Here is a 20961-nt window from a genome sequence, read left to right as displayed (position 1 = left end):
CAACTGCGCCCGCTCTGCCGGTGTCAAGCTTATGTTCATCAAACAAGTTTAGTACTTTTAGCTGACTTCTCTCGCAATCCTATTCGCGACGAGTATATTGAGCGCCAGCGCGTGTACTTGCTCAATACCGTTATTCCGGTGGGCGAGACGTATCGGACCAGTTTTTCGCAGGTGCTGGGGGAGCGGTAAGCGGGGGCCCTTATTGGACTAATTGCTGCTAATAATCAATCTATTAGCATCACAAGGTTGAGTAGGCGCATCAAGCAATTGGCGCTTTTATAGATGTACAGGTTGTTCACTAAAACGGCCGTTTGGCTGAATACACTAGGTTTATCGGTGCACCTGCGGCCAGTAGTACTTTGCTTCCATGAGAGCCCTCGTGCTCCTACTCGTCTGTTGTGCTCCTGTGTGCAACTACCTGTGTGCAACTACTGGTTTTCTAGGCCTGCCCCAAAGGATAGGTAAGTCCCGGCCGAACCCTGCCGGCTTCTGGGGATGTGGCCGGCAGGGTAGTGAGTGTGGTTGTGTTGGGCTGTCAGCCAGTACCAGACGCTTGCCTGCGGGAGCGTAAGGGCCACTACATACTAGACTTGTTCCTCAATAAGAAATCGCGCATTTTCCAAGCCGTATTTGGAGTCGAAAATGAAAGTTGCCTATAGAACCCAAGGATACGGGCTTGGCCAAGCAAAAAAGACTACCCAGTGACCCAAAGTGGCGAAAAATTTCAGCCATTTCTTATTCGGGAACAAGTCTACTGACTTGAAGAAGAACTAGCAGGAGCTATCTACCCAAGCCGAGGTCCACTTCACTCCGCATACTGCTTATTAAGCATGTCTATCGATGTCATCAACGGAGCCAGCGAGACTAATAAAATAAATATATAAATTTATCTTATTAGTCTAATCCTTTTTCTCCCCCAAATCAGCTATACCGTTCGGAAACATGCTTTTTGCTACTTGGGCCATGTCTAATGCCTCACGCAGCAACTTAATTTTTCCGTTCTCCGCTACCAGACGTCCCATGTAAGTCTGATTGTAAGCCCGGTTGGTGGATGCCACTTGGCAATGGGCATCGTATTCTCCAAAAACCTGGTCGGGAGTGTCGATATGAATTTTAATATTGCTGAATCCAAACCCAGGGAAAGTTTTCGGCAAATTCGCCAAAAATTTGCGAATGGTTTCTTTTCCTTGCCATTGCCAAGGCAACCCTAAACTAGCGAGGTAGGGCATCTCAATAGTGGCATCATCCGCAAACAGTTCAATTGCCTTATCCGAGTCATGGATGCCTCCAAGATAACTTAACAGTAATTCTTTGGCTGTTTTTGTAGCGCTCATGGTTTTGCTCTTTTTTGGGTGAATGGATTGTGCGGCAGCTGTATTTATTTCAAATGCATAAGGTGCTAGTGCCGCGATGCCCAGCACACCTAAACCTTGTCTAAGGAAATCTGAACGTTTCATCTATTTTCTGATAGAAAGTAGGCTTTATAGAATGCCGGCGTGGTTGACCAGAGTGTCCCGCTGGCCCTGCGCCTAATCGACCGACAAACAGGAGGCTTATCGGTCCTTATTCCCTCGTGACGTCGAGTTGCAACGAAGAGGTAACAGGGCCCGGTGCACGCACCCCAGCACCGGTCTTTTCCGCTTTTTTGCTAGTCCCTATCTCTTGCGGGGACGTGGGCAGCCAGCGTCGCGAACTCGCGGTTAATCCCGGTGCCCGTGTCCCCGCACGCCGCCAGCAACATGGGCAGCTTAGCCGGACATAGCAGCGTTACACCTGCGCAGAACCCCCATCCACAAACAGCTCGGTACCGGTGACGAAGCTGCTGTCGTCGGAAGCCAGGAACACCAGGGCCTTCCCGATTTCATCCGGCGTGCCCAGGCGGCCCAGGGGCACGGTGCTGGCCAAGTAGTGCTTGATTTGCTCGGCCTGGGCAGCATCGGCGGCGAGGCCGCTGAGGCCGGGGGTGTCGATAGGGCCAGGGCTGAGAGCGTTTACCCGGATTTTGCGGTCTTTTAGGTCCGCCGTCCAGGTGCGCGCGAAGGAACGCACGGCGGCCTTGGAGGCGCTATACACGCTGAAATTGGCTACGCCCTGCGAGCCGGCCGTGGACGACATCAGGATAACCGAGGCGCCATCGCGCAGCAAGGGCAGGGCCTTTTGCACCGTGAAGAGCGTGGCTTTTACGTTCAGGCTGAAAGTGTTGTCGAAGTGCGCTTCCGTGATGCTACCCAGGGGAATAAACTCGCCGCCCCCCGCGTTCGTGAACAGGACATCCAATTGGCCCTTTTCGGCCTGGATGGTGGCAAAAAGCTGGTCCAGGTCGGCTTGACTGGTCACGTCGCTGCGGATGCCGCGGGCGTTGGCGCCGAGCTGCTGCACGGCGGCGTCGAGTTCTGCTTGCCGACGGCCGGTGATGAAGACGTAGGCTCCTTCGGCCACAAAGCGCTGGGCTGCGCCCAAGCCAATGCCGGCGGTACCGCCCGTAATGAGGGCTACTTTACCGGCTAATTTCAGGTTGTTACTCATAATAGGGAGCGAAAAAATGGGTTCGGTTGGTAAATCAGCGTGGCGATTTTCGCCAGTTTAGAGAGAGCGGAAACAGCCGCTTGGCTGGCCTCTGCTAACTGCACAAAGGTCCCACCCCGTACCCCGTGGCTCCTTTGATATTTGTCAAAAAAACGCGCTGACAACTACCCGCTGAATCCGCTTAGTTTATTGACTTACTGCTCACTTCTCTTCGTATTTCTTGCCTTTTGTCAATGCATGCGCACGACTGACCTGGCACCTTTGCTGGTGGAACAACTCAACAGCCAATGCCTACTATGCCTCAGTTATACGCCTTGCCCGACGACCGTGCGCTTACCATTGCTCCCGGGGAAACGCTGCTAGCGGCCACGCTGCGGCAGGGCGTGCCCCACGCGCACGCCTGCGGCGGCCAGGCCATCTGCTCGACGTGCCGGGTGCAGGTGCTGGAAGGGCTGGCTTATTGCTCGCCCCGCAATGCCTCGGAGCAGGCCCTGGCCGACCGCCTGCGCCTGCCCCCGCCTGTGCGCCTGGCTTGCCAGACTACCGTGGCAGGCGGCGATGTGCGGTTCTCGCGGCCCATCCTTGACACCCTCGACCTGGAACTTACCGCGCAGGAACTCCAAAACCCCGGCCAACAGCTCGGTCAGCTGCAACAGGTAGCCGTCTTGTTTTCTGATATACAGGACTATACTGTGCTAGCCGACCAGTTGCCGCCCTACGATGTCGTTCACCTGCTAAATCGCTACTTCGAGGTCATGAGCGAAATTGTGGCCGCTCACAATGGCTACATCAGCGATTTTATCGGCGACGGGCTCATGGTGGTATTCGGCTTGAGCCACCCCGCCACGGCCGTACTCGATGCGCTGGCGGCCGGCCGGGCCATGCAACGCGGCGTGGCGCAGCTCAACCCGTACCTGGAGCAGATGTACGACTGCGCCTTCCACGTGCGCATCGGGCTGCACTACGGCGAAGCGGTGGTGGGCCACATCGGCGGCAGTGGTTTCCGCAAGCTGGCGACCATCGGCGACACGGTGAACGTGGCGTCCCGCATCGAAAGCGCCAATAAGGAGTACGGCACCTACTTTCTGGTGTCTGAGGCCGTGGTGGAAGCAGCCGGTCCAAGCCTAGTGGTGCGGCAGGGCTTCCTGGCGCCGCTTAAAGGTAAAAAAGGCTTGCATCGCCTCTATGAAGTGGCTCCCGAGTCAGAGAATGAGCCAGTGCATAAGGGCCAATGAGTAGCAGGTAATGGCCATCCATTCAAAAACTTAATCTAGGAAGTACATGAGGCACCCTTACTTTCTGCAGGCCCTGCTGCTGCTTGCCGGGCTGCTCACTTGCTGGCCGGTGGCGGCGCAGCCTTTACCGGTTAGCACCGTGTTCGTGGTCGGGGGCCGCAGCCGGGGGCCAATTGAACTGCTGCAAACGTTACGGGCAGTAGCGGCCCAGGCCGCCCCCCTTAACGGCCGTAGCACGCTAGTGCTGCTGGACGACCACCTGGGCACGCTTTTGCTAGCTAGTGGGGGCAAGGGCGAAGCCTCGGCGGCCCTGCTGGCGCAGTTGCACGCCTTTCCTGGGCGGCTGGTTGTCGTACCCAGCGGGGCCGACGGGCGGGAAGGTGATGCACCGGTAGCCCAACTCCTAGCTACCCCCGCTGGCCGCCCCGATGGGCTGGTGCCCGACGGCCGCTGTCCCGACCCGGTGGAGTTGCGACTCGATGGGCAGCATACCCTGGTAGTCCTGAACACGGCCTGGTGGCTACGGGCACCCGCTCCCGCCGACCAGCCCGGCAGCTGCACCACCCAGGACCCGGCGCTCGTGCTCACCCAGCTCAATGATGTGCTGCGCCGCAACCAGGGCCGCCACGTGCTGCTGGTGGGCCAGCAAGCGCTGGCACTGGCTCACCGACGGCTGCCGCTCTTACCCAATCCGCGCTACGAACTGCTGCGCACCTCCCTGCGTAGCATCCTGGAAAAGTATCCCGGCCTGACGTATGTGAGTGCCCAGGGCGCCCGCCACGCCCGCTACGACGAAGAGCATGCGCTGCACTACATCAGCAGCGGCCCATCGGCTCCGCACGCCCCACTCGCCGATGTGTTGGCGACGCCCGCCAGGGCGGCTTATCAGGGTTTTACTCGCCTGGAGTATGCCCTTGATGGCCAGGTACGGGCCACCTACTGGGTGCCCGATGCCCAACACCCCGAAGGCCAATCGGTGGTAGCCGAACGGCAATGGCTGACCCCCGACCTCACTCCGGTGCCAGTGGCTGACACGTTTGCCCGCGCCCACACTGCCGCGCAGCCGCCTATGGTAGCAGTGGTGCCCGCCAGCACCCACTACCGGGCCGGTCGGTTTCGCCAGTGGCTCCAAGGGGCCAACTACCGCCGGGAGTGGCAGCAGCCTATTGCCGTGCCGGTGCTGGATTTAAGCACCGCGCAGGGCGGCCTGACTCCCCTCAAGCGGGGGGGAGGCCTGCAAACGCAGTCGCTGCGCCTGCGCGCGGCCAGCGGCCAGGAATTTGTACTGCGCTCGATTGAGAAGAACACCGCGGGCGCAGTGCCCGACTTTTTACGCCATACGCTGGCCGCCGCCATTGTGCAGGACCAGATTTCAGCCGCGCATCCCTATGCCGCGCTGCTGGTGCCGCCCTTGGCCGAAGCCGCGGGGGTAGGGCACACGAATCCGCAAGTCGTGCTGGTGCCCGACGACCCCCGCTTAGGCATTTATCGCCGCGAGTTTGCCGGCTCGCTCGCGCTGCTCGAAGCCCGCGACCCGGCTCCGCCCCGCAGCTTTTCGGGCGAGCCCGAGCGCAAAAAGTACGGCACCGCCGACGTGCTCGCGCAGTTGCAAGCTGACCCACGCAACCGCGTCGACCAACGGGCCGTGCTGCGCGCGCGCCTGCTGGACCTGGTGCTCGCGGACTGGGACCGCCACGACGACCAGTGGCGCTGGCTGGCCTACCCCCGGCCGGGCGGCGGGCGCACTTTCCGGGCGGTTCCGCGCGACCGAGACCAGGCGCTGTTCGTCAACGAAGGCTTTTTGCCGCACCGCGCCCGCGCCGAGTACCTACTGCCCCGTATTCAGGGCTTTGACCTAGACTTTCAGAATGTCAACAGCTTCAACTTTAATGCGCGCTACTTCGACCATTCCTTTCTGACCCAGCTTAGCCGCGCCGATTGGCGGGCCCTGGCCGACTCGGTACAGGCCAGCCTTACCGACAGCGTATTCGCGGCCGGGCTGCGCCAGTGGCCCGATTCCATCTACCGCCTATCGGGCCCCACGGTGCTAGCCAAGCTGCAAGCGCACCGGGCGCGTCTGCCCGCGTGGGCCGACCAGTACTACCGCTTCCTGGCCCACGCGGTGGACGTGGTAGGCAGCGAGGGCACCGAGGAGTTTGAAGTGCTCCGCCAGGACGATGCCCGCACGCAAGTGACGGTGTATACCCTATCCCAGACGGGGCAGCGCGGCGCCGTGCGCTACCAGCGCACGTTCCAGACGGACGAAACACAGGAAATTCGCCTATATGGGCAGGGTGGGGCCGATGTATTCGCGCTGCACGGCGAGGTGCGGCACGGGCCGGTGGTGCGCGTGGTGGGGGGGGAAGGAGCGGATACGCTGCGCGATAACTCCCGCGTGCGCAGCGGTCGGCGGCGCGTCACAGCCTATGATACCCCCACAGGCTTGACCGTAGTCGCCCGCGGGCCCGACACCAAAACCCGTCTCAGCTTCCAGCCCAGGGTAAATCAGTACGACCGCCAAGCGTTCCAGTACGCCTTTGCCGGGCCCCTCTATCCGTGGAGCTACAATGTGGACGATGGGCTATTCGTCGGCCTGGGGCTGCTCCTCAAGCGGCCCGGTTTTCGCAAGCTGCCTTGGGCGGCTACCCACCAGCTCACGGCCAACGCGGCCCTGCGCACCGGGGCCTTCAGCTTCGGCTACGAAGGCAATTTTGCGCAGGTAGTGGGCCCGTTCGACTTGCAGGTGCGCGCCGCCGTGCAGGCGCCGAACTACGTGCGCAACTTCTACGGCCTAGGCAATGAAACCCAGCTGGTGCCCGACGAGCCCACCAGCGCCGCCTACTACCGCGTGCGCTTCCGCAACCTCGCCTTGTCCGCCCTGCTGCTGCGCCGGCTAAGCGCCCACAGCACGGTAGTTGGCGGCCTGCTGTACCAGGGCGTTGACGTCGAGGAGCAGCCCGGCCGCATCCTCGCCCAAAATCCAGACGAGCGGTTGCACCCCGCTACGCTGTTCCAGGCCAAGCAGTACGTAGGCGCGCGCGTGGGCTACGAGCTAGCGGGGCTGCACGCGCGGGCCGAACTGCCCCAGGGCGCGGCTGGCCAAGCCGAGTTGTCGGCCCTGCGCCCCCTTACCAGTAGTGCCCGGCCGCTGGCCCAGCTCACGGCGTCGCTCGCCCTCTACCGCAGCTTCCGCTTTCCGCTGCGCCTCACGCTGGCCACCCGCTTTGGCGGCACCGTCAATCTCAACGACGACTACGAGTTTTTTCAAGCCGCTACCCTCGGAGGCCTTTCCAACCTGCGTGGCTTCGGCCGTACCCGCTTTGCTGGCCGCCAAAGCGCTTACAACAACACGGAGGTGCGGTTGCAAATCGCCCGTTTTCGTAGCTACTTGGTGCCGGCCACGCTGGGCATCCTTGGCTTCCATGACGTGGGCCGCGTGTGGGTACCGGGCGAAACGTCCGGCACCTGGCACCAGGGCTACGGCCCTGGCCTGTGGCTGGCCCCCACGCCGCAGGTAGTACTGGCTGCTATGTACGGCATCTCGCCTGAAGGCCGCTTACCGCTCGTCCGCCTAGGTTTCTTTTTCTAAGGCGGGCCACCAGCTCAGTTGACCCGTTGCTACTCTTCACCTCCTCATGAAACTGTCCTCGCTGCTCCTGCTTGCCCTCGTGGCCGGTGCAGGTCTTTTCTATTGGCGGGGCCAGTGGATAACTAGGACGGTCAGCGCGGCCGTTCCTCCTGCTGCAACTCAACCGGCACCAGGGGTGCTAGTAGGAGTTGGCACCGTGACAACCACCTATTCGTTTCCCCTGGCCCGGTACCGGCACGGTCCCATTAAGCATCTGTATGTGGGAGATGGTCAGCACGTGCGTAAAGGGGAGCTCTTACTGAAGTACTACGACTATACCTTTCTAACGGCTCCGGCAGCAGGCATCATTACACAACTTGCCGACACGGCCCATAATAATAGCTCGGGAGCTGAGCCGGTTTACTTCTTTACCGAAGTCGCGCCTTTTCGCCTGCGGCTGCTCACCAGTTCAGCTAGTAACACACTGGCGGTGGGTCAGCAAGTGCAGGTGCAAAGCTTACAGTATCCAAATCAGGTCGTGACTGGGGTAGTAGTCGGCATTCAGCCTAATAGTGCCGCGCGCCTGCTCGACTTGCGCTTGCTGACCATTGGCTATGAGCCATTGTCCCCTCAAGCTCAGGTTCAGGTAAGAATATTGCAGCCATAAGCGCACGTTGCTGTGCTGTCGCTTGGCGCAAAGCGTTGCCCATCCACGGTGCAGATAGCCACGGCAAACTGGTCGGAGTTGACCTTAGCCAACTGCGAAATATTGTCAGCCACGGCCCCCTCTTCTTGCAGGTAGCTTAATCATACCAGATGATGGGCTCTCGGCTACACGGCGTGTAGCTGCTGGCGGCTTAACTTATCTACCAAGTGCAGGCCCACATTGGGGGCTAGGCGGCGAATCAGGCGCAACTGCCAGGCGTTAGCGCCGGGGGCGTAGTAGAGCTTGCCGGCCTCTATTCTTTTTAACAGCCCGGCGGCAAAATCGGCGGCCAGCACTAAGGGGCCCGAGTTGCGCAAGTCTTGCATTGTCATGCGGCTTTCCACGGGCGGCGGCATCACCACAAACGGCTGGTTGCTGAGTTGCACCCGCAGGCTCTGCGTGAACACACTCAGGCCCGTTTTGGACGCGGAATACAACGGCAGAATGGGCACCGGCATGATGGCGGCTTCTGTCGTAACGTTAATAATGTAGTTTTTCCGTTTCAAGTCGGCCTGCCGGATGAATCATTGCGTCAGGCAGATAGGGCCAGCTAAGTTGATGCTCAGGCGATTGGAAATATAGGCTGCTTCAGAATGTCCCACATCTCCAGCACGGCCGCATTATTAACCAGCGCATTGAGCACGACGCCCTGCGCGTGCAGGGTAGCAAACAGCGCGTCGATGGCTGCCGGCTGGGCTACGTTGCATTGAAACACCTGTAAAGCAGGCACTAGCCGTTGAGCTTCCTGTAGCTTTTCCAGCCGGCGACCGATGATGATAACCCGATTGCGGCGCTGCACCAGTAGCTGCGCCAAGGCAAAGCCAATCCCGGTGCCGCCCCCGGTGAGCAGCACGGTTTTATTTGTAAAGTCCATGAGATTTTTAAATGGTATAAGCCTAATTTTCTCACCCCCTCTTAGCCACTAGCACCCCAGGCTAGTGGCTGAGAGGGGGTGAGAAATATTTCCGAACAGCCGGCGTCCAATAGGACGGACGTAAACTTGCTGCGGGGCTGAATCAACTGGGCCTACCGCTCTTTCAGCGCACCCACCTGCTCCTACAACTGACGCGTAGTGGAAATTAAAGACGGAGCCTATTAGCGGTAAGTAGCTACCGATAAAGTAGTTGCTAGCTGGCTACTCGACAATTTCAGCAGCTGGCGGCGCAAAAAACATGTTGTATTTTGGGGCCAGACTCAGGGCACGCATGAGCTCGTCCATATCGGGCGCGCCAGTGGGCAGCGGGTCCGATGCTGCTACCGTGCGGGCGGCCTCATCGAAATACGCCTGATGTAGTCCGTTGGCCGTGCTCAGTAACCGGGCTGGGTGTTCAGTTCGGTTGGCAAAGCCATGGAAGGCATTTGGTGGCACGATGAGCGTGTCGCCCGGCGCGCAGCTCACCCATTCCACCTGGTCCTGCTCCAAGCGCATGAAATCGACTTGACCATCGAGGATGTAGAACACCTCGGCGTAGGGATGCGCGTGCAGCGGCACACCCTTGCCGGGCTCCAGCGGCAATTCATAGATGGCAAAATTATACCCCGTGTCGGCAGTCTTTGCTTTCCAGGTAAAGCGGGAGTTGGCTATCTCGAAATGTTCGCCGGCGCCGCGGCCTACTTTGCGTACGCCCTCCGTGGGTGGAATCTGCAAGGAATTACTCATAAGTTTAAGAAGTAAAAAGTTGGGGAAAGTGAATGTTAAAGCCACGCATGTGGGCTCAGCCGCTACATGCCGAAGGGCTTAGCGGATGGGGTGATTTTTATTGAAAAAGCTCCTGAGAAGTCGTGCTTCGATCAACGGACGCCAGCTACGCATGACGTCCTTCTGCTTTATCAAACCCACACTTAGGTTGCGGCTCAAGCAAGGCAGGCGGTACGCCCAGCCTTGTCGTGAGGTCGAAAGGCTCTTTAGCCCAACAAACGGGGTAAGTACGGCGCAGCCTTATAAGCCGAAGCGTTGCACCTTGCCAGCGAGAGCCGCAGCACGTGAGGGCCGCCCGGCTATTAGGCATCAGTCCCAAGTACGCCGCGCCGAACTGCTTATAAGGCCAGCCCGCCCCCACGGTCCCGAACCAGGTGTGGGTGGTACCCCGGCAGGGCAGCGGCTGGCTGGACCGCTGCCCGCGCAAAGCAGGGCCCCGCCGCGCGTTTATTTTCTTACAGCGCTATTCGTTGGGTTTCTGGCACCGTGGCAATGTGTTGCAGCTTGCCCTGCCGGTAGTCTTGAAATAAGCGGTTAATGTCGGCGGAGGTATCCCCAATGAAGGGGCCGTGCGCGATGATGCTTTCACCGGTCGGCTTGCCGGCATACAGTATAAAGCGAGCGCCCTGGTTACCAGCAGTTACTGGCAAGTCACTTAGCTCGTCCGCCGCCGTTAAATCCAGCCAGCCCAGCTGGTCCTGCCGTAAGATTTTTTCATTTTGCCCGGCTTCGAAGCTACCCTGTAGCACGTACAGCAGGGTGTTAAAATTGGCAGGCAGTTGCAGCGTAGTCGTCACGCCAGCTTCGAGGCTGATGTCGGCGATGATGATGGGAGCGTAGTTTTTGACGGGAGAAACCAAGCCAGCCAACGTGCCGCTGTACAGCCGTATGGCGACACCGTTTTCGTGGGAGGTAGGCACATGCTCCAGCGGTAGGTCCTGCACGCGGGGCAGTACCCAGCGGTCTTTCTTTGGCAGATTCACCCACAGCTGTAAGAAACGCACTCTCGCTATCCTATCAATCGTTTCGGTATGGATAATGCCACTACCGGCTGTCATCAGTTGAAAGTCGCCGCGCTGCATTCGACGGGCGCCATCGCCGATTTCGCCCTCCAGCAAGAGCGTAACGGTTTCGAAGCCGGCATGCGGATGAGGTCCACCCACCGGCGTAGTGTCCTTCTTATCCAACCAGTCATCCATGAGAAGAATGAACGGGTCGCTTTGCGGGTAGTTGTCGCCTATCACGGCGCGGGCCGTATGCTCGGGGCCCATAAAGCCAGTGTGCCCTGCCGGGGTACTGGTGCTTACCACATTTCTTGTGCGTGCCATGGTAACTTTTCCTTTCTGTGTGAAAGATGGTGAACGGGGCTATAGCCGGTTCGGAAGCAGTTGTCCGGGCGGTGGCGGGCACTCGCCCGGACAACTGCAGAACCTACCCCAGGTATTAAGTAAGTCGCGGGGGGGGGGCTAAGCGCTTACTGCTTAGCTAGTACGTTGAAGCTGAGCGTGAAATCGTCGTAGATGGCTTTGTCGCCGATGTTGTCGAAGAAGGACTTCGAGCCGTACTTGATGTCGTACTGCGTGCGGTTGACCGTGGCCGTACCCGTAGCGGCGGCCACGCCGTTTTTCACGCCTACTTTGGCCGGGAAGCTCAGCGGCTTGGTAATGCCTTTAATGGTCAGCTCGCCCGTGATGGTGGCATTGTTGGCCGTGGCCGCTGCACCCTTAATGGGCGTCACCTTCGTGATTTTGAAGCTAGCCGTGGGGTATTTAGCGGGGGCAAAGAAGTCGTCCGACGTGAGGTGGCCCATGAACTTGCCCATGGTTTCCGCATCGGTGATGTCAGTGGTTTTAATCGTTTTCATGTTCACCGTCACGGTGCCGCCCACTAGCTGATTACCCGTTACGAGCAACTCGCCGCTACTGAACTGCACCGTGCCGTTGTGGCCATGGGTAACAGCTTTGGCATCCCAACCGAGGGTGCTCAGCTGGGGCTGCAGCTTGTAAGGTGTCGCCGCTTTGGAGGCAGCAGCACGGGGAGCAGGAGCGCCGGGAGCTGCGGCGTACGTGGGGGCTGCCAGCAGCGTGGTAGCAAAGAGCAGGGAAAACAGGGTCTTTTTCATTGTAACAAGGGAATGGTGGTTGCAGCCTTGAGGTGCAACCGGGGTTAAAAAAAGTCAACTAAAAGGGGGAGGCGCATGATTAATATTCCGGTTATCAACTATTTGCCCAGCATTGTTTCGCGCCAGGGGTAGCCAGCGCCGCTGGTTTTCGCGGTTGGCTGGTGCCGGTAATCACGCCCTGGTGCCGGTGGCTGCCGGCACGCGTGCTTTAGCAAGGGCAGCCGTGGGGGAGTTGCTGTTCGGAGTGGCCCAGTGCCCACGCCTTGGTCCTGGCGATAAGCTTTTTCGTGAGGCAGAGGAGCACTGATTCGGCCCGGTAAAGGAGCATAATGCCCCACACTACGCAACTGAGGAAGCCTGCTATACCGGTTAGGTTGTCGAGTAGCTGGGCGAGCTGGTCAACCCACCAGCCAAGGCCGCTGGCGGACCGCGGAGCGGACCGGTTAGTGGGCGCAAAGGATGCAGGGCGCGAGGCGGGCTGCTGGTAGCGACCCTTTCGCACACGAAGTAAAAAACTGCTGGCGGTGTGTGGCATGGCAAACGGGGCAGAAAAGAAGCGTCGGCTTAGCTAAGCGGAAAAGGCATAGCGCAACGCTCGCGTTGCTTGTGTTACTTACAGCGGGATGCTGGCCAGCGCGTTGGGGAATGCCGCCTCTTTTAACTCGGGATTAGCGGTGCCTTCCACGCGCAGCACCGTCACGTCGGTCATCCCCAGGAAGGCGAGCACTGTCTTCAGGTAGGGCACCACGAAGTCGTAGGCGGTCATGGGGCCTTCGGAGTAGACGCCGCCACTCGACATGGCGAGGTACACCTTCTTGCCGGTCACCAACCCTTCGGGGCCGGCTGCGGTGTAGCGGAAGGTGATGCCCGCGCGGGCAATGTGGTCAATCCACGCTTTCAGGGTCGAGGCAATTCCAAAATTGTAGAGGGGCGCCCCGATGACGATGGTATCGGCCGTCATTAATTCGGCAATGGCCTCATCCGAATGGCGCACGGCCGCCTGCAGCTCGGGGGAACGGCCTTCGGCGGGCGTGAAGAAGGATTGCAGGTGCACCTCCTCCAAGTGGGGGAAGGGCTTGCTGGCCAGGTCGTGAACTTGAACGGCGCTGCCGGGATTGGCGGCTACCAGCTTTTCAACTACTGCATTGGCCAGCTGCGTGCTGTAGGACGCTGCCCCACGGGGGCTGGAAATAATCTGCAGAATCTGCATGACAAAAAGGGCTAGGGGGTTGGAGACTTTGCGAGCGAGAAAGCAGCCGCTTGGCTGGCTTCTTCTACTTGTACAAAGGTCCCGCCCCGCTCCCCCTGGCTCCTTTGATATTTGTCAAAAAAACGCGCCCGTCGAGGCGAGTTTCCACTCCATCAGCGCAGCCGTTGTAGTCGTGTACTTACGCCACCTGGTCGCTGTTTCCAATTGATAATTTGGCGCTTAGCTTGCGCCTAGAGGCTTTCCTGATTACGCTGGATACTGCGCCTTACTGCCTGGGTTGTAGGGGCGCTGCTGGGGAGTGCCGGTCCCATGCCTTTTGCGGGATGGTTCGCCCGAAAGCTACTCCACTGCGCCTGGAGACGATACAGCTAATACGACAGGACTCGCGCCAGTACCAGGCTCAATACGACAACCAGAACCAGGCTTATCAGCACGGCTGGTTTGCAGTTGGCTTTTAGGGGCAGTCGTGCTTGGGCAGCACTGCCGAGCCGAACCTTTTCATTTTTTGATAAATGTCAAAGGTTCGGCTCAGCCCCGGGCTGAACCTTTGTGCTGTCAGCCAGGCACCCGTCATTCAAGCTTAAAGGGCACCTGCCGATAGCCTGGTCTTGCCTACTTATCAATCCCATTCCCCACATAAAAGCCACCAAAACCAAGATGATGACTGACCCCATAAATGTACTTCTCCACCGCAACCTGCAGGAGGTCTTCGGCGAAGGCGATGATGCTCGCCGTCGGGCGGCAATTGAGGAGCTCTATACGGAAGACTGCGTGCTCTACGTCCCCCCGGGAGTTGTCGTGGGCCGGGATGCGCTCGACAAATTCGCCGGCGAGTTGCGCGCTACCCATCCGCACTTCGCCTACACGCCCTACGGCGAAGCGCAGGCGCTGCACAACGGCGGCATCCTGGCCTGGGGTTCGGGCTCCAGCAAAGAGGCCCCTGCCTATACCGGCCTCGATATTGTCATCGAGCGGGACGGTCAAATCGCCGCGTTGTATGTGTTTGTTAATCCGAAGCTTACACAGCAAACGCAGTAGTCGTTATCTCCGACAAGTATCGGAAGACCGATTAGGTTAAACGAAGCCTCCGAGAAACACGCACAAATTCAATCAGTAGCTTCTTACTACTACCCCACGCATGAACCACGAAAAAACCATTGTTGACTTGATTTTAAGTCAATTCGAAGGCAAAGTGCAGCAAACCACTGCGGTATTTACTGCCCTGGGGGCCGAGGCTGCCCAGGTACCCGTGGCCCCTGACCGCAATACCGTCGGCTACTTGCTGGGCCACCTGGTGGCCGTGCACGATAAGCTGCTGGAAGGGTTAAGCCTCGGCGAGCGGCTGCACCCGGAGTGGGACGGCCTATTTTTGGCGCCGCAGCAGGCCGGCGCGGCGTACCCCCCTTACCAGGAGTTGCTGGCGGCCTGGCAGCAGGTCAACGCGGCGCTCGTGGCTGGCTTCGCCACCTTGAGCGTGGCCGATTGGCTCACGAAGCACGCCTACGTCAGCGACGCGGATTTTGCTCACGAGCCGCACCGCAATAAGCTCAACCTGTTACTGAGCCGCACCGGCCATTTGTTTCACCACGGTGGTCAGCTAGCCTTAGTGAAGCGCTAATGCCACTACGGCCCCCACTTGTACCGGGGCGGCCTAGCCGCTCCGGTACAAGTGGGGGCCGTGGGCGCGTCGGTCAGTACCATCACGATTAACACTTCTTAGTCAACCTCCTTGTCCTCCACTTTGGTGTGGAAAAGAAGGTACGATGTACGTCTTCGTAGATAGCGTGACAGCGCAGGTGGGTAAGTGAATCAAGCGCACGGTGAAGAAGCACCCGGAAACATGGCGGCAAAAGGCATTTCTTTGCCCTGTTCTCCGTTTTGATTCCACCGCTATGTTTGCTGCATTTGAAGAGTATCTACTTAGTAAGGCGGCTTTTACTTCCGCTGAAATCCAGCAGATTCAGGCCGTAAGCGCCCTCAAAAGCCTACCCAAGCGCCAGTTCCTGCTACACGCGGGCGAAGTCTGGGCCTACCATGCGTTCGTGACCGGTGGGTGCCTGCGTACCTACACCATTGACGCCAAAGGCGCGGAGCACATCATCAACTTCGCCGTGGAGAACTGGTGGATTGGCGACCGCCAGAGCCTGACCACCGGCCAGCCCGCTACCTATAACATTGACGCGGTGGAGGACTCGACGGTGCTGTTGATTAAGCGCGAAGAATTTGACCAGCTCCTGCACGACATACCCACGCTGAATGAGCTAATCAACCGTATTCTACAGAACAGCTTTTTAACTTCGCAAAACCGGATTCACGCGGCCATCAGCTACTCAGCCGAGGAAAAATACCGTGATTTTCTACAGAAATATCCCGCATTCGCCCTGCGCATTCCCCAGCACATGGTCGCCTCTTACCTAGGGATGACCACGGAAACCCTAAGCCGCGTCCGGCGAAAGGTGTAGCCCGGCAGCATAGGGCTACTGCTGGCAGAGGTGGCCGCGACCCATCACTTTTTAGCTATGCCCCTCTCCATTCCCTACAAGCTAGCCTTTCACGTAAGCCGTCTTGACCTCGATTGCCTCCAAGCCTTCGTAACGACAACCCTTAGGGCCCAGAGCGTGCACGAGGAGCCCGGCCTAGCGGCATGCCAGCTACCCAACGGCAGTCTGCTGGAACTCTACGGCCCTGGCGCCTGCTACCCGCCCCACTTATTCGAGCACAGCCCTGTAGTAGCGAGCTTTCCGGTTGCCGACCTGACGCTGGCGGTAGCGCAGGCCCAGGCGGCGGGGCTGCACGTAGCCGCGGTGCCCGAGGAAGTATGCTCGGGTTTACGGTATTGCCACTTGCAGCTACCCGGAGGCTTGATTATCGGCCTTTACCAGGAAGGCCCAGCCGCACGGACAGTATCAGCGGATGATGGGGCTGGACCTCACCTGCACGCAGGTGAATAATCGCGTAAACCGCGCTGCAATCCCCTAACGGGACCGGTACCAGTCCCTTTTTAAGCCTTCTATGCCCGCTATTCGCACCGAACTGCTTGACCTACACTACGAAGAGGAAGGACCCGCCGAAGGGCCGCCGGTGTTGCTGCTGCACGGCTGGCCCGACGCCCCACGCGGCTGGCGCCTGGTGGCCCAGCACCTACAGGCTGCGGGCTGGCGCACCATCATGCCCTATTTGCGGGGTACGGCCCCCACCCGATTTCTCTTCCCGGACACGCCCCGGGTAGCGCCAGGGGTTGCGCTGGCTCAAGACGCCATCGACTTGCTGGACGGTTTGCAGATAAGGCAGGTGGCCGTTGTCGGCCATGATTGGGGCGCCCGCGCCGCCTACACGCTGGCCGCGCTGTTTCCGGAACGGGTTACGGCCGTCGTGGCGCTGGCGCTGGCCTACCAGCCGCGGGGCCACTTTACCCTGCCCGGTTTCGCCCAATCGCGCCTGTTCTGGTACCAATGGTTCATGTGCACCGAGGCCGGGGCCGCGGCCGTGCGCCAAGACCCCGTGGGCTTTGCTCGGCTGCAATGGCAGACATGGAGTCCGCCCGGCTGGTTTGAGGAGGCTGAGTTTGCGGCGACGGCTGCTGGTTTCAGCGAGCCGGACTGGGCGGCTATTACCTTGAATGCTTACCGCTCGCGGTGGCTACCCGACGAAGTCAGTGACCCTCGTTACGCCGGACTGCAAACGCGGTTGCACGAAATCGAGTGTTTATCTACCCCGACGCTCCTGCTGCAGGGAGGGGTGGATACCTGTGACGGACCAAAGGAATCGGAGGGACTTGACCGCTACTTCCAAGCGGGCTACCAGCGGCGGCTAGTGGAAGGGGCCGGGCATTTTCCCCACCGGGAAGCCCCGGACGCAGTAGCGCAGCACATCTTAGTATTTCTGTCCAACAACACGCGCGTTTGACTCTACAAGTCGGCGGACATGTCGCGCTACCCGAAAAGCCCGGCAACGACACCGCAATAGGCTCAAAAACCTGTTTAGCAATAAGCGTTCAAAGAAGTTCCTTTACTAGAAGAGTAAGCTGAACTCGGCAGATGATCAGCAACAACTTCATTACTGCGAAGTGGCCTTTATTGGACTAAATTATATTGATAATCAGCTGTTTGTACCCAGTAATCGATATGGGGCTCGTTTCACTCTCCTAAGTACTGATGCACAAACTTGATAGCCATGCTGCCCTCGCCCACGGCCGAGGCCACCCGGGCCATCGCGCCGGCCCGGCCGTCGCCGGCGGCGAAGAGGCCGGGTACGCTGGTTTCGAGCAGGTGCGGCTCGCGGGACTCGGGCCAGATGGGGGCAAAGCGCGGGTCGGCCAGCAGCTCGCGACCGGTGAGCAGAAAACCCTTGGGGTCGCACAGGGCCAGCGGGCTTATCCACTCGGTGCTAGGGCGGGTGCCGATAAATATAAATAGTGCCCGCGCTGGGTAGCGCACCGGCTCCTGGCCTTCGGCCTGCACTACTACGGCCCCTAGGGCGTTGCCACCGCAGGCCTCGCGCACTTGCGTGCGGGGCAGGATTTCGACGTTGGGAGTTTGGGCGAGCTGCTCGATGAGGTAGGCCGACATGCTGGCGCCCAAGCTCTCGCCCCGAATGACGAGGTACACCCGGGAGGCAAAGCCTGACAAATACATGGCCGCCTGCCCGGCTGAGTTGCCCCCGCCCACCACGAACACCGGCTGGGCGCTGCAACTACGGGCCTCGGTGCGGGCGGCCCCGTAGTACACGCCGGCCCCGCTAAGGCGCTCCAAGCCGGGGGCTTGCAAGACGCGGTAGCTCACGCCCATCGTGAGCACCACGGCGCGGGCCCGCACCTGGCTGCCGTCGCTCAACGTCAGCAGCTTGTAGCCGTCCTGCACGGCCAAGCTGGTTACTTCCTGCGGGGCCATTAGCTCGGCCCCGAGGCGAATGGCCTGGGTCCAGGCACGGTGGGTTAGCTCACTGCCGCTCAAGCCTGTAGGAAAGCCCAAATAGTTTTCGATGCGCGACGACGAGCCGGCCTGCCCGCCGGGGGTTTCGCGCTCGATAAGTAGCGTGCGCAAGCCTTCGGAGGCCCCGTACACAGCGGCGGCCAGCCCGGCGGGGCCAGACCCCACGATAACCACGTCGTACAGCTCTTGCTGGGCAGCGGCCAGCAGGCCCAGGTGGCGGGCCAGCTCCTGCCGGTCGGGCTGGGCCACGGCCTGCCCGTTGGGGTAAATGACGACCGGTAGCTCCTGCTCCGAGAAGCCGGTAGCCGCCAGCAGCGTGCGGGCCCCAGCATCCTGCTCCATGTCGAGCCACTGGTAGCCCACGAGATAGCCACTCAGGAAATCCTTGAGCGCGTGCGAGCGCGGCGACCACTGGTAACCCAGCAGCCGCAGGCCGTCGTAGGCGGGGCGGTAGGTGGCCTGCCAGCTAGCCAGCAGGTCGTGCAAAGTTGGGTAGAGCAAGGTTTCTGGCGGGTCCCAGGGCTTGAGCAAGTAGTAGTCGAGCTGCGCCGAGTTGATGGCCCGGATAGCGGCCGTGGTATCGGCGTAGGCGGTGAGCAGCACGCGCTTGGCTTCGGGAAATAGCGCGCGGGCGCGAGTCAGCACCTCTATTCCCTCTACCTGGGGCATGCGCTGGTCGCAGAGCACCAGGGCCAGCGGCTCGGCGCGGGTGCGCAGGGTTTCGAGCGTTGCGAGGGCTTCGGGGCCCGAGCCGACAGGCAGAATGCGGTAGTGCTGGCGAAACTCCTGGCGCAGGTCGCGGGTGATGGCCCCGAGCACCTGCGGGTCGTCATCGACGGTGAGAATCAACGGCTTTTTCATGCGGCGGGGCGAATAGCGGGCAGCCAGGTGGTAAACACCGTATGGCCCGGCGTGGAAGTCACCTCCAGCCGGCCGCCGTGCTCGTGCACGATGCGCCGGGCAATGTCGAGGCCCTGGCCGGTGCCCTCGCCTAGGGTCTTGGTGGTAAAAAAAGGTTCGAACAAGCGCGGCAATACGTCAGGTGGGATACCAGAACCGTTGTCACTGATGGCCACGCGTAGCCGGTCGGCCTCGGCGGTTACTTCCACCGTGAGTGTGCCTTCGGTAGCAGGCAGAGCATCGAGGGCATTGTCGAGTAGATTGGTCCACACCTGGTTGAGACTGCCGGCGTGCCCCAGCACCAGCGGCAGGTCGGGGGCGTAGGCACGGGTCAAGCGCACGTTTTTATCGCGCAGCGCGTGGGCAAACAGGTGCAGGGTGCTGTCAAGCCCTTCCGTCACGGCCAGTGGCCCGGCAGTGGGGGCGCGGTCGAGGTGGGTGTAGGTTTTCACGTCGGCCACCAGGGCGCTGATGCGGTGGCTGGCCTCGCCGATGTCGGCCGCGAGGCGGGCGGCCAGCAAATGCCCGCTCAGCCAGGCAAACGCGGCTGGCCGCGAGCCGGGGGGTAGGGCCGCGGCCACCGGTTCCAGGTCGGCCAGGTGCAGCCCGGCTTCGCGCAGCCCGGCGGCGTGCGCGTAGCCGTCGGGGCAGCCCTGGGTTTCGAGCCAGTCGGCCAGCTCGGCTTCGCGGTCGGCGGCTTCGAGGGCCGGCAGCGAGTGTACGGGGGGTAGGGGCCGCCGCGCCAGGTCGGTAACGGTAGCCAAGGCAGCGGCGGGCGGACTAGTGGCCACCAGCGCCAGCAGCCCCAGCGGAATGGTTTGCAGCAGATGCGTCAGGTTGGCCGCGCCCCGGCTCACGGCGGCGGCGGGGTTGTTGAGTTCATGGGAGAGGCCGGCGGCCAGCTTGCCCAGCGCCCGCAGCCGCTCACCGTGCTCCTGGGCGCGCACCTCGGCGCGGGTGCGGTCGTTCATCAAACTAATCAGGCGCTGGGTGAGCACCGGGCTCAGGCGCTCCAGCTCTCCAAATCGGCCGCAGGCCAGCACGTAAGCTTCGGTTTCCGTTTCGGCCACGCCCTGGTGGGCGAAGCGCTCGGCCCGCGAATAGGGTAGGGCCCCGCCCAGCTCGCCCGCCTCCAGCCGGTAGCCACCCGGCCCCACACTTTCACCGAAGCGCACGCTGCCCCGCAGCACGGCCACCAGGCTGTCGGCCGGCGAGTCGGCAGCTACGACTACTTCACCGGGCGCGTAGCGGCGCAGCTCGCCCGCTTGCTGAAGCCAGGTTAGCACGTCGGCGGGCAGGTCGCAAAAAACGCGGATGGCGCACAGCGCTTCGCAGGTAAGGGGCAGCAGCGTGGGCATAGCGGAAGTGCAAAAAAGTGGCTTTGGATGGACCACGTGAGGCAAAGAGCAAGCATTTAGTACTGGCTCGCCCTCAAGCATCCGGCGCGGCCGGCTCTACCGCCCGCTGCGCCAAATGGTGCTCGATGCGGCGGTCGGGCACGAGCCAGCTCACGGCGACGGCCACGTACAGAGCCACCGCCAACGCAGGCAGCCAGAAGCTGGCCGCCACGCCAGCCGCGTAGAGCAGCAGCGAGAGGGGCCTTTTCCAATCGCGGCGGTCGCGGGTTTGCGCCAGCACCGACTGGGGCCCGTTGGCGACCAGCAGCCGGTTTTGCAAATGGAGGTAGGCTATAGCCGCCAGTAGCAGCACTGTGCCGTAGGCGGCGAGCGGGGCTGTCGATAGGCCCCGCTCGCCCACCCAGTCGGTGGTGAACGGGATGAGCGAGAGCCAGAACAGCAAGTGCAGATTGGCCCACAGCACCCGCCCATCTATGCGGCGCACGCTGCCGAGCAGGTGGTGGTGGTTGGTCCAGTAAATGCCCACGTACACGTAGCTCAGGCTGTAGCCCAGCAGCACCGGCACTTGCCCGCGCAGCGCGGCAAAGCTGGCCGCGCGCGGCACGTGCAGCTCCAACACCATGATGGTGATGATGATGGCGAGCACCCCATCGCTAAAGGCCTCCAGGCGGGTTTTGGACATCAACAGGCAAGTAAGAAGGCTAGC

General features: G+C 60.9%; 22 protein-coding genes. 10 read left to right on the top strand and 12 right to left on the bottom strand.

Annotated elements, in window-relative coordinates; all coding sequences use genetic code 11:
- A partial coding sequence (locus tag E4631_RS26315; protein ID WP_205704292.1) for a hypothetical protein occupies positions 1 to 189 on the top strand: 189 nt, incomplete at its 5' end.
- Positions 190 to 899: 710 nt separating this feature from the next.
- On the opposite strand, the gene E4631_RS21995 is transcribed toward E4631_RS26315, so the two are convergent.
- Both E4631_RS21995 and E4631_RS21990 read right to left on the bottom strand, forming a co-directional pair.
- Positions 900 to 1457, bottom strand: a complete 558-nt coding sequence (locus E4631_RS21995) for a nuclear transport factor 2 family protein (protein WP_240735160.1) — start codon at positions 1455 to 1457, stop codon at positions 900 to 902.
- A gap of 310 nt (positions 1458 to 1767) precedes the next feature.
- Positions 1768 to 2526 (bottom strand): SDR family oxidoreductase, encoded by a 759-nt coding sequence (locus tag E4631_RS21990; RefSeq protein WP_133659067.1) that lies wholly within the window; start codon positions 2524 to 2526, stop codon positions 1768 to 1770.
- Positions 2527 to 2822: 296 nt separating this feature from the next.
- Here E4631_RS21990 and E4631_RS21985 point away from each other — a divergent pair, with 296 nt between their 5' ends.
- Genes E4631_RS21985 through E4631_RS21975 form a run of 3 tightly spaced genes read left to right on the top strand, consistent with a single transcriptional unit; the run spans position 2823 to position 7996 of the window.
- A complete protein-coding gene (locus tag E4631_RS21985) occupies positions 2823 to 3761 on the top strand; it encodes an adenylate/guanylate cyclase domain-containing protein (RefSeq protein ID WP_166648202.1) in 939 nt (312 codons plus the stop codon).
- Positions 3762 to 3807: 46 nt separating this feature from the next.
- Positions 3808 to 7350: a hypothetical protein gene (locus tag E4631_RS21980; RefSeq protein ID WP_133659069.1), complete on the top strand. Its 3543-nt coding sequence runs from the start codon at positions 3808 to 3810 to the stop codon at positions 7348 to 7350.
- A gap of 46 nt (positions 7351 to 7396) precedes the next feature.
- Positions 7397 to 7996, top strand: a complete 600-nt coding sequence (locus E4631_RS21975; protein ID WP_135318638.1) for an HlyD family secretion protein — start codon at positions 7397 to 7399, stop codon at positions 7994 to 7996.
- Here the strand turns inward: E4631_RS21975 and E4631_RS27090 are convergent.
- The 7 genes from E4631_RS27090 to E4631_RS21940 all read right to left on the bottom strand — a co-directional run bounded on the left by E4631_RS27090 (position 7972) and on the right by E4631_RS21940 (position 13066).
- A complete protein-coding gene (locus E4631_RS27090; RefSeq protein ID WP_205704291.1) occupies positions 7972 to 8109 on the bottom strand; it encodes a glutaminase in 138 nt (45 codons plus the stop codon). The genes E4631_RS21975 and E4631_RS27090 overlap by 25 nt on opposite strands.
- A 51-nt stretch (positions 8110 to 8160) precedes the next feature.
- A complete protein-coding gene (locus E4631_RS26845; RefSeq protein ID WP_133659071.1) occupies positions 8161 to 8541 on the bottom strand; it encodes an SDR family NAD(P)-dependent oxidoreductase in 381 nt (126 codons plus the stop codon).
- Positions 8542 to 8597: 56 nt separating this feature from the next.
- On the bottom strand, positions 8598 to 8909 hold the full coding sequence (locus E4631_RS26840; protein ID WP_133659072.1) for an SDR family NAD(P)-dependent oxidoreductase: 312 nt from the start codon (positions 8907 to 8909) through the stop codon (positions 8598 to 8600).
- Positions 8910 to 9170: 261 nt separating this feature from the next.
- Positions 9171 to 9695 (bottom strand): cupin domain-containing protein, encoded by a 525-nt coding sequence (locus E4631_RS21955; protein ID WP_133659073.1) that lies wholly within the window; start codon positions 9693 to 9695, stop codon positions 9171 to 9173.
- 494 nt (positions 9696 to 10189) lie between these two features.
- Positions 10190 to 11062: a pirin family protein gene (locus tag E4631_RS21950; RefSeq protein ID WP_133659074.1), complete on the bottom strand. Its 873-nt coding sequence runs from the start codon at positions 11060 to 11062 to the stop codon at positions 10190 to 10192.
- Between the two features lie 146 nt (positions 11063 to 11208).
- Positions 11209 to 11856, bottom strand: a complete 648-nt coding sequence (locus tag E4631_RS21945) for a YceI family protein (protein ID WP_133659075.1) — start codon at positions 11854 to 11856, stop codon at positions 11209 to 11211.
- A gap of 613 nt (positions 11857 to 12469) precedes the next feature.
- Complete coding sequence (locus E4631_RS21940) at positions 12470 to 13066, bottom strand: FMN-dependent NADH-azoreductase (RefSeq protein ID WP_133659076.1); 597 nt, start codon at positions 13064 to 13066, stop codon at positions 12470 to 12472.
- Between the two features lie 323 nt (positions 13067 to 13389).
- On the opposite strand from E4631_RS21940, the gene E4631_RS26835 reads away from it, so the two are divergent.
- From E4631_RS26835 to E4631_RS21915, 6 genes are all read left to right on the top strand, one after another.
- On the top strand, positions 13390 to 13524 hold the full coding sequence (locus E4631_RS26835; protein ID WP_262709808.1) for a hypothetical protein: 135 nt from the start codon (positions 13390 to 13392) through the stop codon (positions 13522 to 13524).
- A gap of 199 nt (positions 13525 to 13723) precedes the next feature.
- Positions 13724 to 14104, top strand: a complete 381-nt coding sequence (locus tag E4631_RS21935; RefSeq protein WP_205704290.1) for a nuclear transport factor 2 family protein — start codon at positions 13724 to 13726, stop codon at positions 14102 to 14104.
- A gap of 100 nt (positions 14105 to 14204) precedes the next feature.
- A complete protein-coding gene (locus E4631_RS21930; protein WP_133659077.1) occupies positions 14205 to 14684 on the top strand; it encodes a DinB family protein in 480 nt (159 codons plus the stop codon).
- 274 nt (positions 14685 to 14958) lie between these two features.
- Positions 14959 to 15528: a Crp/Fnr family transcriptional regulator gene (locus E4631_RS21925; protein ID WP_133659078.1), complete on the top strand. Its 570-nt coding sequence runs from the start codon at positions 14959 to 14961 to the stop codon at positions 15526 to 15528.
- 57 nt (positions 15529 to 15585) lie between these two features.
- Complete coding sequence (locus E4631_RS21920; protein ID WP_133659079.1) at positions 15586 to 16017, top strand: VOC family protein; 432 nt, start codon at positions 15586 to 15588, stop codon at positions 16015 to 16017.
- 61 nt (positions 16018 to 16078) lie between these two features.
- Positions 16079 to 16972 (top strand): alpha/beta fold hydrolase, encoded by an 894-nt coding sequence (locus tag E4631_RS21915; protein WP_133659080.1) that lies wholly within the window; start codon positions 16079 to 16081, stop codon positions 16970 to 16972.
- A gap of 230 nt (positions 16973 to 17202) precedes the next feature.
- Here E4631_RS21915 and E4631_RS21910 read toward each other — a convergent pair whose 3' ends face one another.
- From E4631_RS21910 to E4631_RS21900, 3 genes are all read right to left on the bottom strand, one after another.
- Positions 17203 to 18858 (bottom strand): FAD-dependent oxidoreductase, encoded by a 1656-nt coding sequence (locus tag E4631_RS21910; RefSeq protein WP_133659081.1) that lies wholly within the window; start codon positions 18856 to 18858, stop codon positions 17203 to 17205.
- Positions 18855 to 20255, bottom strand: a complete 1401-nt coding sequence (locus E4631_RS21905; RefSeq protein ID WP_166648203.1) for a sensor histidine kinase — start codon at positions 20253 to 20255, stop codon at positions 18855 to 18857. Before E4631_RS21905 ends, E4631_RS21910 begins: the two co-directional genes overlap by 4 nt.
- A gap of 73 nt (positions 20256 to 20328) precedes the next feature.
- The gene (locus E4631_RS21900) at positions 20329 to 20937 is read right to left on the bottom strand and encodes a TMEM175 family protein (protein ID WP_133659083.1); all 609 of its coding nucleotides are present in this window, start codon (positions 20935 to 20937) and stop codon (positions 20329 to 20331) included.
- Between the last annotated feature and the right edge of the window lie 24 nt (positions 20938 to 20961).

Origin of the sequence: Hymenobacter sp. UV11, from assembly GCF_004684095.1 — a bacterium.
GTDB lineage: Bacteria > Bacteroidota > Bacteroidia > Cytophagales > Hymenobacteraceae > Hymenobacter.
This window is presented reverse-complemented; position numbering and strand designations above follow the sequence as displayed.

Bases quoted from the DNA above. Each gene is read 5' to 3' on its own strand.
- E4631_RS21950 (WP_133659074.1), bottom strand. From the start codon at position 11,062: ATGGCACGCACAAGAAATGTGGTAAGCACCAGTACCCCGGCAGGGCAC.
- E4631_RS21980 (WP_133659069.1), top strand. From the start codon at position 3,808: ATGAGGCACCCTTACTTTCTGCAGGCCCTGCTGCTGCTTGCCGGGCTG.
- E4631_RS21925 (WP_133659078.1), top strand. From the start codon at position 14,959: ATGTTTGCTGCATTTGAAGAGTATCTACTTAGTAAGGCGGCTTTTACT.
- E4631_RS21995 (WP_240735160.1), bottom strand. From the start codon at position 1,457: ATGAAACGTTCAGATTTCCTTAGACAAGGTTTAGGTGTGCTGGGCATC.
- E4631_RS21955 (WP_133659073.1), bottom strand. From the start codon at position 9,695: ATGAGTAATTCCTTGCAGATTCCACCCACGGAGGGCGTACGCAAAGTA.
- E4631_RS26840 (WP_133659072.1), bottom strand. From the start codon at position 8,909: ATGGACTTTACAAATAAAACCGTGCTGCTCACCGGGGGCGGCACCGGG.
- E4631_RS21900 (WP_133659083.1), bottom strand. From the start codon at position 20,937: ATGTCCAAAACCCGCCTGGAGGCCTTTAGCGATGGGGTGCTCGCCATC.
- E4631_RS21975 (WP_135318638.1), top strand. From the start codon at position 7,397: ATGAAACTGTCCTCGCTGCTCCTGCTTGCCCTCGTGGCCGGTGCAGGT.
- E4631_RS21905 (WP_166648203.1), bottom strand. From the start codon at position 20,255: ATGCCCACGCTGCTGCCCCTTACCTGCGAAGCGCTGTGCGCCATCCGC.
- E4631_RS21935 (WP_205704290.1), top strand. From the start codon at position 13,724: ATGATGACTGACCCCATAAATGTACTTCTCCACCGCAACCTGCAGGAG.
- E4631_RS21920 (WP_133659079.1), top strand. From the start codon at position 15,586: ATGCCCCTCTCCATTCCCTACAAGCTAGCCTTTCACGTAAGCCGTCTT.
- E4631_RS21930 (WP_133659077.1), top strand. From the start codon at position 14,205: ATGAACCACGAAAAAACCATTGTTGACTTGATTTTAAGTCAATTCGAA.
- E4631_RS21915 (WP_133659080.1), top strand. From the start codon at position 16,079: ATGCCCGCTATTCGCACCGAACTGCTTGACCTACACTACGAAGAGGAA.
- E4631_RS21990 (WP_133659067.1), bottom strand. From the start codon at position 2,526: ATGAGTAACAACCTGAAATTAGCCGGTAAAGTAGCCCTCATTACGGGC.
- E4631_RS26835 (WP_262709808.1), top strand. From the start codon at position 13,390: ATGGTTCGCCCGAAAGCTACTCCACTGCGCCTGGAGACGATACAGCTA.
- E4631_RS21945 (WP_133659075.1), bottom strand. From the start codon at position 11,856: ATGAAAAAGACCCTGTTTTCCCTGCTCTTTGCTACCACGCTGCTGGCA.
- E4631_RS21985 (WP_166648202.1), top strand. From the start codon at position 2,823: ATGCCTCAGTTATACGCCTTGCCCGACGACCGTGCGCTTACCATTGCT.
- E4631_RS21940 (WP_133659076.1), bottom strand. From the start codon at position 13,066: ATGCAGATTCTGCAGATTATTTCCAGCCCCCGTGGGGCAGCGTCCTAC.
- E4631_RS21910 (WP_133659081.1), bottom strand. From the start codon at position 18,858: ATGAAAAAGCCGTTGATTCTCACCGTCGATGACGACCCGCAGGTGCTC.